At 44.8% G+C, this 10,176-nt stretch carries 8 protein-coding genes and 2 rRNA genes; 9 read left to right on the forward strand and 1 reads right to left on the reverse strand.

Going from position 1 to position 10,176, the window contains the following annotated elements:
• The 4 genes from NT111_00060 to NT111_00075 form a co-directional block, all read left to right on the forward strand.
• Nucleotides 1-3,039, forward strand: a 23S ribosomal RNA gene (locus tag NT111_00060); the annotation flags it as partial.
• Between the two features lie 110 nt (nt 3,040-3,149).
• Nucleotides 3,150-3,257, forward strand: a 5S ribosomal RNA gene (gene rrf / locus NT111_00065).
• A gap of 540 nt (nt 3,258-3,797) precedes the next feature.
• The gene (locus tag NT111_00070) at nt 3,798-4,469 is read left to right on the forward strand and encodes an Ltp family lipoprotein (protein ID MCX6804415.1); all 672 of its coding nucleotides are present in this window, start codon (nt 3,798-3,800) and stop codon (nt 4,467-4,469) included.
• 464 nt (nt 4,470-4,933) lie between these two features.
• Complete coding sequence (locus NT111_00075; protein MCX6804416.1) at nt 4,934-5,131, forward strand: hypothetical protein; 198 nt, start codon at nt 4,934-4,936, stop codon at nt 5,129-5,131.
• Between the two features lie 48 nt (nt 5,132-5,179).
• On the opposite strand, the gene NT111_00080 is transcribed toward NT111_00075, so the two are convergent.
• Entirely contained in the window at nt 5,180-5,623 is a 444-nt protein-coding gene (locus NT111_00080; protein MCX6804417.1) for a hypothetical protein, read from the reverse strand.
• 113 nt (nt 5,624-5,736) lie between these two features.
• Between NT111_00080 and NT111_00085 the strand changes: the two genes are divergently transcribed.
• The 5 genes from NT111_00085 to NT111_00105 all read left to right on the forward strand — a co-directional run bounded on the left by NT111_00085 (nt 5,737) and on the right by NT111_00105 (nt 10,094).
• Complete coding sequence (locus tag NT111_00085) at nt 5,737-6,150, forward strand: hypothetical protein (GenBank protein MCX6804418.1); 414 nt, start codon at nt 5,737-5,739, stop codon at nt 6,148-6,150.
• 106 nt (nt 6,151-6,256) lie between these two features.
• Nucleotides 6,257-7,369 (forward strand): S1 RNA-binding domain-containing protein, encoded by a 1,113-nt coding sequence (locus NT111_00090; protein MCX6804419.1) that lies wholly within the window; start codon nt 6,257-6,259, stop codon nt 7,367-7,369.
• A gap of 220 nt (nt 7,370-7,589) precedes the next feature.
• A complete protein-coding gene (gene infB, locus NT111_00095) occupies nt 7,590-9,344 on the forward strand; it encodes a translation initiation factor IF-2 (GenBank protein ID MCX6804420.1) in 1,755 nt (584 codons plus the stop codon).
• Nucleotides 9,345-9,347: 3 nt separating this feature from the next.
• The gene (locus NT111_00100; GenBank protein MCX6804421.1) at nt 9,348-9,668 is read left to right on the forward strand and encodes a ribosome-binding factor A; all 321 of its coding nucleotides are present in this window, start codon (nt 9,348-9,350) and stop codon (nt 9,666-9,668) included.
• Between the two features lie 60 nt (nt 9,669-9,728).
• Nucleotides 9,729-10,094: a response regulator gene (locus tag NT111_00105; GenBank protein ID MCX6804422.1), complete on the forward strand. Its 366-nt coding sequence runs from the start codon at nt 9,729-9,731 to the stop codon at nt 10,092-10,094.
• Nucleotides 10,095-10,176 lie beyond the last annotated feature (82 nt).

Raw genomic sequence — 10,176 nt, forward strand, 5'->3', positions numbered from 1 at the left:
CGGGGAGCTGCCAAACAAGCTTTGATCCGAGGATATCCGAATGGGGAAACCCAGTACGAGTAATGTCGTATTACCCTTAACTGAATACATAGGTTATGTGGAGGGCACCTGGAGAACTGAAACATCTTAGTACCCAGAGGAGAGGAAATCAACCGAGAGTCCCTTAGTAGCGGCGAGCGAAACGGGATAAGCCAAAACTTATCTGTTTCTTCACATTTATGTGGAGTTTTCTTAAGTAATTACAGAGAGGGTTGCGAGGTATTGACTCTTTTGTGGTTTTAGAGAAGTTGCTAATTGCGAATTGTCGCTGGCAGCTTCTCTGCCATAAAAGCCATCGTTAAGATCGAATGGATGAAGTTACAAAACAAGAGTGTTATTGGAAGGCGCCTGGAAAGGACCGTCAGAGAGCGTGAAAACCGCGTACAATAAAACCTTTTGTCTTCATTGTTAATATTCTCAAGTAGGACGGGACACGAGAAACCCTGTTTGAACCTGGGAGGACCACCTTCCAAGGCTAACTACATTGCATGATCGATAGTGCACAAGTACCGCGAGGGAAAGGTGAAAAGAACCCCGTAAGGGGAGTGAAATAGAATCCTGAAATCATATGCTTACAATGAGTCGGAGCACCTTAGGGTGTGACGGCGTGCTTTTTGTAGAACGATCCAGCGAGTTAATATATATGGCAAGGTTAAGTGTGCAAACGCCACGGAGCCGAAGTGAAAGCGAGGGTTAACTGCCCGACTTAGTCGTATGTATTAGACCCGAAACTAGGTGACCTAACCATGGGCAGGCTGAAGCCGTCGTAACAGGCGGTGGAGGGCCGAACCGTAGTGTGTTGCAAAACGCCCGGATGACCTGTGGTTAGCGGTGAAATGCCAATCGAACCTAGAGATAGCTGGTTCTCCTCGAAATAGCTTTAGGGCTAGCGTCATAAACTACCTGTCGGGGGTAGAGCACTGAATGGGTTGAAGGCTCCTCGGAGTACTTCGCTCAATCAAACTCCGAATACCGACAGAGATTATTATGGCAGTCAGAACGGCGGTGCTAAGATCGTCGCTCGAAAGGGAAACAGCCCAGATCGCCATCTAAGGCCCCCAAGTCATAGCTAAGTGGGAAACGGGGTGAGATTGCATAAACAACCAGGATGTTGGCTTAGAAGCAGCCATGCATTTAAAGAGTGCGTAACAGCTCACTGGTCAATTGTGATCTTGCACGGAAAATATAACGGGGCTCAAGCTATGCGCCGAAGATGCGAATTCTATAATTTATTATAGAGTGGTAGAGGAGCGTTCCTCGGGCACTGAAGCTAAACCGTGAGGTTTGGTGGAGCGCGGGGAAGTGAGAATGCTGGAATGAGTAACTATAAGGTAGGTGAGAATCCTACCCACCGTAAGACCAAGGTTTCCTGGGCAACGTTTATCGTCCCAGGGTTAGTCGGGCCTAAGCCGAGGACGAAAGTCGTAGGCGATGGACAACAGGTTGATATTCCTGTACCGGCTGCTTTGTTCCCACACAAGACGCAGGATGGTAACGCGTGCGGATTTTTGGTTATATCCGTCTAAGTGCGTAGTCTTGATTTATTTCAAGGTGAAACACGAATGAAACGGGTCGTAAGACTTGAATACGCGTGAGCCAAACTGACCAGAAAATTGTGTGATTAATAGAAGTAGCCGACCGTACCGCAAACCGACTCAGGTGGTCGGGTCGAGTAGACCAAGGTGCTCGGGAGAACCCTCGTTAAGGAACTCGGCAATATAGCGACCGTAACTTCGGAATAAGGTCTGCCCCGCCAATTTAGGCTGGGAGATATTGTCTGAATTCTTAACAACAAAAATAACAAAAACGTTGAAGATATAAGTGTAATCGCTTAAGATTTCGGACGTGTCTCGCAAGTTAAACTGGCGGGGCCGCAGCGAAAGAGCCCAAGCGACTGTTTACCAAAAACACAGGTCTGTGCTAACACGTAAGTGGATGTATACGGATTGACGCCTGCCCGATGCCGGAAGGTTAAAGAGCGAGGTTAACGCCTCAAACTGAAGCCCCGGTCAATGGCGGCCCTAACTATAAGGGTCCTAAGGTAGCGAAATTCCTTGTCGGGTAAGTTCCGACCCGCACGAATGGCGTAACGATTTGGGCACTGTCTCAACGAGGGACCCGGTGAAATTGCAATAGCGGTAAAGATGCCGTTTACCCGCACCAAGACGGAAAGACCCCGTGGAGCTTTACTACAACTTGACATTGGATTTGGTTATATACTGTGTAGAATAGGTGGGAGACTTTGAAGCTTCGGCGCTAGCCGAAGTGGAGTCACCAGTGAAATACCACCCTGTATGTGTCTTGGTTCTTACCGTGCCCGTTATCCGGTTACGGAACAGTGTCCGGTGGGTAGTTTAACTGGGGCGGTTGCCTCCTAAATTGTAACGGAGGCGTTCAAAGGTTAGCTAAGTTCGGATAGAAATCGAACTGATAGGGTAAGCCCATAAGCTAGCTTGACTGCGAGACCTACAAGTCGAGCAGGTGCGAAAGCAGGAGCTAATGACCCACTCATAACACGTGGAAGTGTGAGAGATCAACGGATAAAAGTTACCCCGGGGATAACAGGCTTATAGCGCCCAATAGTCCACATAGACGGCGCTGTTTGGCACCTCGATGTCGGCTCGTCCTATCCTGGAGCAGGAGCATGTTCCAAGGGTTTGGCTGTTCGCCAATTAAAAGGGTACGCGAGCTGGGTTCAGAACGTCGTGAGACAGTTCGGTCCCTATCTGGTGTGGGCGTTTAGAAATTTGAGAAGAGTTGCTCCTAGTACGAGAGGACCGGAGTGAACGAACCGCTGGTGTATCGGTTGTCATGCCAATGGCATTGCCGAGTAGCTACGTTCGGACGGGATAAACGCTGAAAGCATATAAGCGTGAAGCCTCCTTCAAGATTAGATTTCTCCATTTAGACTCGCAGTAGACGACTGCGTTGATAGGCACCAGGTGTAAGCACAGCAACGTGTTCAGCCGAGGTGTACTAATAGTCGATTGACTTTTTTTATACTTTTAATTCGCTGGCAATTTGTAGCTAGTAGACTATGAGTTAGTAAGAAGTTTTAGTTTCAACCATTTAACATATTTTTATCAAATAAAACCCCTTGTGGGTTTTATGCTCGTGTCTTTAGCGAAGGGGCCACACCGGTTCCCATGCCGAACACCGAAGTTAAGACCTTCTGCGTCGATGATACTCTTTTAGGGGAAAGTAGAACGACGCGAGCATAGAATCCACAAACTAAAAACACCAGACATCAACTTCTGGTGTTTTTTGGTACTTAGGCGGACTAGACTAAACTATTTTAATTTAATTATCTCCTAATTATTATCTAATTAAGCTCTATTCAAATACCACTTTTGGTATCAAAAGTGGAGCAAAAATAACCGACTGTGGCTCGCCCAAATAAGCGCCCCAGGCTAGCGAACAATCTTTATCCAGGATAAACTTGCCCTGATTGCTAACGCTTCAGGGCTTCAGACAATCCTGGATAATGATTAGTCCGTTAGCCTGTTGCTTTCTTGGAGCTCGATGTCGGTGTAAGGCAGACAACAGAAAACAGAGGACAGACAACAGGGGGCGGAGGACATGCGCAGCAAAAGCGAGCAACAGCTGGTGTTTTTGGTGCTTCACCTTGACAGGTTACGGGGGGGGGCTATTATTAGGCCATACTAAATGAAGGAGTAACTATAATTGATAAAAAACCTCCCTTAAAAACAACTAAAAAAACCGATGAGGCTACAGGTGATCGAACTAAAAAAGATTTTATGACTACTGCAATGCTTTCACTATTCTTGGGTGGATTTGGTGTTGATAGATTCTACCTAGGCAAAATGGGTACAGGTATTTTAAAATTAATAACTTTCGGTGGTTTTGGTATCTGGTACCTTATCGACTTAATACTTATACTAACTGGGGCGATGAAGTCCATGGACGGACAGTTACTTGCAAACAGAAAAAAGAATATTAAGTCGGCTTTAATTATGACCGGTGTTGTTTTTGTTATTGTAATAGCCATTGGTGCTGTATCGCCAAAAACTCCCACGGCTACAGAATCGACGAATACTAAGCCTGTAGATACCAAACCTGCAGAAACCAAGCCTGTAGATACCAAACCTGCAGAAACCAAACCGCCTGAAGTACCAGCAGAGACGGTAAGTCAAAAAAATGCTGTCAGTAAAGCAAAGGGCTACCTAAGCTACACTGCATTCTCCCATGATGGATTGGTAGCGCAATTGGAGTACGAGAAATTCACGCATGAAGATGCGGTATATGGTGCAGACAACTCTGGTGGAGACTGGATGGTACAAGCAGCTAAAAAAGCAAAATCATACATGGAGTATTCATCCTTCTCAAGAGGAAGCCTAATTAGCCAATTGGAGTATGATAAGTTCACACTAGCGCAAGCTACACACGGAGCAGATTCGGTAGGACTGTAGTACCCCCTCTAGTTTAATTGTTACTTATTGAATACCACTTTTGCTGCCCTTTACCGACATCGAGCTCCCAGAAAGCAACAGGCTAACGAACTAATCATTATCCAGGATTGTCTGAAGCCCTGAAGCGCTAGCTATCAGGGCAAGTTTATTATGGATAGAGATTGTTCGGTAGCCTGGGGCGCTTATTGGGGCGAGCCACAGTCGGTTGGTTTTATATCACTTTTGGCAGCAAAAGTGATGACTAATGAGATTAGTCTAAATATAATTATTATTGATGATTATTAGCAATTTGTGGCATTTTAGTCCAAAACCAGCCCAAAATAATCACTTCATATAACTATTGACAAAATAACCATAACTCGGTATAATCATAACCACAATAATATTAACCCAAGAGTTTAACAGCATCTTGGAGGGTGTAGAATAAGAGCTAGTTGGACTCCTTGCAAAAAGGAGTTTTTCTTATGCCAGGAACAAGAGAAGGCGGTATCAAAGCCGCATCAACCAACAAAAAGCGTTACGGTAAAGAGTTTTATACTCGCATCGGCGCAGTCGGTGGCAAAAAAAGTCGTGGCGGTGGATTCGCTGCCAACCCAGAGCTAGCTCGTGAAGCTGGCGCCAAGGGTGGACGCGCGAGTCGCCGTGGCAAAGCCGCTAAATAGGTATTTTTAACTACCATTAAAGAGCTCCATTAACTTGGGGCTCTTTAATTATTTAATTATTTCTCTTCTGATAGTACTCAAAATATCTTTGCTGACTTTCCACTTAGTACGACAATGGTAGCATTGAAACCGACTAGGCACGGATTGCATATTGAATTTATGGCATTTAGGGCATGTACTGCGCTTTGTTAGCCAATTGTCGTAGCTTTCCATACATTGAGCTATGTATTGCTCCTCAAGCGCTATAGAGTGCTTCAGAGCAAGCTTTCGGGTCATATTCCAGGCGTCCATTTCCATAGCGAAAAGTTCAAAATCGAATCTATAGTGGAAGTGCCCGAGTAAAGCATGGCTTATCTCGTGCAAGAGGGCCAGCTTGCCAGAGGCCTTATTAAGCAAAGTTGGGTCGTAGTTAATAACATCCTCGCCTGCATCATAGGCAAAATAGCCTGCTGGCAAGAACCGTTGCTTCGGATAAGCAGCGATAATCTCCATTCACCCTCCTTTTTATTAGTATCAACTATAAGCCCTGAACTGCTGACTGTAAATAATTATTTGCATAGTAAGCATTTTGGGGTGTAAAATACATAAAAATTAAGGGGATAGAAATGAATAAATCAAATGCAATTAAATTATTTCTGGCATTATCATTAATCGCTGTGGTCGTCGCGGCAACCATCAGCTATGGCGGTACTCAGCGAAGTAAGCAGGCCAAAACAGATCCCACGAGAAGTTCATTGCCTACTATTTCCGAAGCCCCTAAGCAGCAAGAGCCTGCTAAAGATAACGAAAACCCTAGTAAGCCTGCCGACTCTCAGCCCAAGCCAGTCAGCGACGAGCCTAGCCCCGCTGTAGCTACGCCTTCCCAGCCAAGCAGCCCTCAGGCGCCGATATTAGCGCAGATACCCCAAAGCAGTATACCCGCTACTGGCCCCGCAGACACACTAATACCTGCGTTGGTATTGGGGCTTCTAACGGGGCTTTACTTAGTCAGCAGGCGTACCCTCAGGGCAAGCAAATAGCTTTACAACTAGCCATAAATCAGATATAGTCTAGATAAACGAGTAGTGAAGTAATAATTCACAGCTTTTCGTTTTAACGCTACAAACCTAAGGAGAAAATTTTAATATGTCGATATCCAGTATTTCTATGGATGATCTTTTGGCTGATCAATCCATTAAGGCTCTTAATGTTGAGGATCTTGTTGAGGGTACTGTTTTAGCTAAGGATCGCCGTGAACTTTGGCTTGATCTTGGGGCTTACGGAACAGGAGTAGTTAGTGGTCGCGAAGTCGAGCAATCTAGCAAGGATCTTAAGATAGGTGACGCCGTTTCGGCCTCCGTTATAGATCTTGAAAATGATGACGGGTATATCGGCCTTAGCCTTAAAAAGGTTGCCAAAGAGAAGGGCTGGGATGAGCTAGAGACCAGATTTAAGAATAAAGAAGTCTTTGGAATAGTGCCATTTGATGCTAACAAGGGCGGAATGCTCATTGAAGTAGATGGCGTTCGTGGCTTCTTGCCAGTGAGCCAGCTATCTGGAGAAAACTATCCGCGAGTGACTGGTGCCGACAAGGATGAAATACTCCACAGGCTAAATACTCTAGTTGGTCGTACACTAATGATTAGAATCCTTGATTTGGATCGTAGACAGAGCAAACTAATCGTATCCGAGAAAGAAGCGCAGCGAGAGTTCACAGAAGGTAAAATCGCGGCCTTTAAAGTTGGTGATACTATCAAGGGCATAGTTACGGGGGTGGTAGACTTCGGAGTCTTTGTGAATGTCGATGGCATCGAAGGCCTGGTTCATATTTCCGAAATCGCCTGGGATAGGGTTGATAACCCCTCAAAGTATGTCAAGGTTGGTCAAGAAGTGGAGGCAGTAATTATCGCTATCGATCAAGATAAGCTGTCTTTATCAATAAAGCAACTAACAGAAGACCCTTGGCAAAAAGAGATATCCGTTTATAAGCTTGGCGATAAGATAGATGGTAAAGTTACGAGAATAACTCCTTTCGGTGCTTTTGTTCAAATTAGCCCTGTAATAGAGGCTTTGGTCCATATCTCGGAGCTATCAGGCGACCATGTGACTGATCCTAATAAGCTCGTGAAGGTTGGTGAAACCAAACAATTTAGAGTCATCGGAATAGATACTGAGCAACACAAACTTTCTCTTAGCCTTAAGCCCACCGAAGCATCTCAAGACAAGGTCGCTAAAGCCAAAGAAACTATTAAGGATTAAACACTTTGACGGCCAAAACTCTACATGTCCCAATCCGCAGCTGTAGGTCGTGCCGTAGTAAACTGCCCAAATCACAGCTTAACAGGTGGGTTATAAGGGACGAAGAATTAGTTTTGGATCCTAATAAAAACATTGATGGCCGCGGAGCCTATGTTTGCTCAGATGATTGCTATAATAAGGTTTATAAACAACTGCCATTTATCTTAAAAAGGAGGCACTAGTGAAAGAAGAACTAAACAAGGTTGAAGCACCAGAAGTTATTACTGTTGGTGAGTTTGCTAGTCTGATAGGTAAGGGCCCGGCCGCAGTTGTAGGTGAGCTGATGAAGAATGGGGTAATGGCCACCGTTAATGAGAATATTGATTTTGATACAGCCCAAATAATTGGTGCGGAACTTGGCTTTGAAATAATTCCTAAACCGGCAGATCAGGCGGAGCGTCCTAATAAAGAAGACAGTAGTCCTCAAAAGACAAGGCCTCCAGTTATTGCTGTGATGGGCCATGTAGATCATGGCAAAACTAGCCTTTTGGATGCTATCAGAAATGCTGAAGTAGCTGCAGGTGAATCTGGGGGGATTACTCAGCACATTGGCGCCTACCAGGTCACCAAAAACGATAGAGTGATAACATTTTTAGATACCCCTGGTCATGAGGCTTTTTCGGCTCTTCGCGAACATGGGGCTAAGATTGCTGATATTGCGATTATTGTCGTCGCAGCCGATGACGGCGTAAAGCCACAGACAAAAGAAGCCATTGATCATGCCAAACAAGCTGGGGCATCGCTGGTGATTGCAATTAATAAGATCGATAAAGAAGGCGCGGATACCAACAGAGTTAAGCAGGAGCTATCCGAAATAGATGTCTTGCCAGATGACTGGGGTGGCGATGTGCCCTGCGTTGAGGTGTCTGCAAAAACAGGCGATGGCATTGCTAAGCTTCTAGAGGTGGTACTGCTGGTAGCAGATATAGTAGAAACTAAAGCTCGGGCTACTGGCCTTGGGCGTGGAGTTGTGATTGAGTCTCACCTAGATACAGGAATGGGCCCTATTGTAACCCTATTATTACAGGAAGGTACTTTGCAGACTGGCGACTGGATCATTGCTGGCTCTAGTTACGGAAAGATTAGAACGATGTTGGATTTTAAGGGCAATAAACTAAAGCAGTCGACACCTGCGATGCCAGCAATTGTATCAGGCCTCAAATCGCTACCTGATTTCGGTAATTGGTTCGAACAAGTTAAGACTGAAAGAGAAGCTAAAGACTGGGTAGAGAGACAGTCTCGAAAGCAAAGCTTCAAATCAGTCACCTCGATCAAGAGCAAGACAGCTGAAGATATTGCTAACGCCATGGTAGAGGGGGATATTAAAGAGTTGCCGCTGGTAGTTAAAGCTGATGTCCAGGGCTCGCTCGAATCACTGCTTACCGCTTTAGGCCAAGTCGGTAATGACGAGGTTAGGGCTAAGGTAGTTTCATCTGGGGTTGGAGACATATCAGAGAGTGATGTCCAGGCCGCCGCTGCCGCGGGGGCAGTTATCCTTGGGTTCCATGTCAGTATTAATGCAGCAGTTAATCAGCAGGCCAAACGGTCTGGAGTCGACTTCCAGCTCTATAAGGTTATTTATGAACTCTTAGATGATGTTAGGGGCTGGCTGTCTAGCATGCTAGATCCTGAAATAATCGAGACAATCAACGCTAAATTAAAAATTCTAGGAGTCTTCAAGACCACCAAGGATAAAGTAGTTTGTGGCGGCAAGGTATTAAGCGGCAAGGTAGTCCCAGGCCTAGAAGTAAGGATCTTAAGATCCGGGAAGCTAATTGGGATGGGGAAGCTTAGTAGCTTACAAAAAGATAAGCAGTCCGCCAAGGAGGCTATGGAAAATGAAGAATGTGGCCTGGAGGTCGCTACCACTAAAACCATCGAGATAAGCGACGAGCTAGAGTTTATAACTACTTCTCAGCAACCTCGAAAGTTATAATTTATGAATCTTCGTCTTGAAAAGTTTAGTTCAATGGTAAAAAAACAACTTGCTCCTATAATGCTTGAGCATCAGATACCTGGCAGCTCTGTTAGCGTTAATAGCATTAAAATCAGCCCTGATCTTAAAATTGCTCATGTCTATGTATCTGTCTGGGGCAGAAATGCCGAAAACGCCTTTGCGTCTATAAAAGATAGTAGTGGCGAAATGTCTCGCATATTAGCTACTAAGCTAAAATCTAAATTTTCTCCTAGACTGAGCTTCCATTTGGACACAGGCCAGAACGATTCGGCAAGAATCGAAGAACTGCTAAGCGGCAGCTAATACCTGTCTCTGTCAGTGCTTATATTTGCCCAATAATTCAAAGCAGAGTATTATTAGCTCATGAGTAAAGTTGTTTTACTAGTAGAGGATAATGATTTTATCCGCAATATGTACAAACTTAAACTAAGCAAAGCTAGTATCGATGTCGTAGAGGCAGTTGATGGGGCTATGGCTCTTGCTATGATATCCGAGGATATGCCAGGGTTAGTGCTTTTGGATCTTATGATGCCAAATGTTAGTGGTCTAGAAGTACTCAAAGAGCTAAAGAAACAAGGCCTAACACCAGCTCTCCCGGTAATTGTTTTGACCAATGTCATGGACTCACAAATGCTCGAAGAAGCCAAAGAATTAGGGGCTCGCGACTATATTGTTAAAACAGACCTTACACCTAGCCAGGTAGTAGATGGAATCAAGCAGTTTATTTAGATTGTTATTGGCTATTTTAGTTTAGTAAGCTTATACTTAATCTAAACTTAACAACTAAAGGAAATTATTGGTCTTATGATAA

This window comes from Patescibacteria group bacterium, assembly GCA_026397045.1.
Lineage (GTDB): Bacteria > Patescibacteriota > Saccharimonadia > CAILAD01 > BJGX01 > JAPLVO01.

Bases quoted from the DNA above. Each gene is read 5' to 3' on its own strand.
- NT111_00090 (MCX6804419.1), top strand. From the start codon at position 6,257: ATGTCGATATCCAGTATTTCTATGGATGATCTTTTGGCTGATCAATCC.
- NT111_00080 (MCX6804417.1), bottom strand. From the start codon at position 5,623: ATGGAGATTATCGCTGCTTATCCGAAGCAACGGTTCTTGCCAGCAGGC.
- NT111_00075 (MCX6804416.1), top strand. From the start codon at position 4,934: ATGCCAGGAACAAGAGAAGGCGGTATCAAAGCCGCATCAACCAACAAA.
- NT111_00070 (MCX6804415.1), top strand. From the start codon at position 3,798: ATGACTACTGCAATGCTTTCACTATTCTTGGGTGGATTTGGTGTTGAT.
- NT111_00085 (MCX6804418.1), top strand. From the start codon at position 5,737: ATGAATAAATCAAATGCAATTAAATTATTTCTGGCATTATCATTAATC.
- NT111_00100 (MCX6804421.1), top strand. From the start codon at position 9,348: ATGAATCTTCGTCTTGAAAAGTTTAGTTCAATGGTAAAAAAACAACTT.
- NT111_00105 (MCX6804422.1), top strand. From the start codon at position 9,729: ATGAGTAAAGTTGTTTTACTAGTAGAGGATAATGATTTTATCCGCAAT.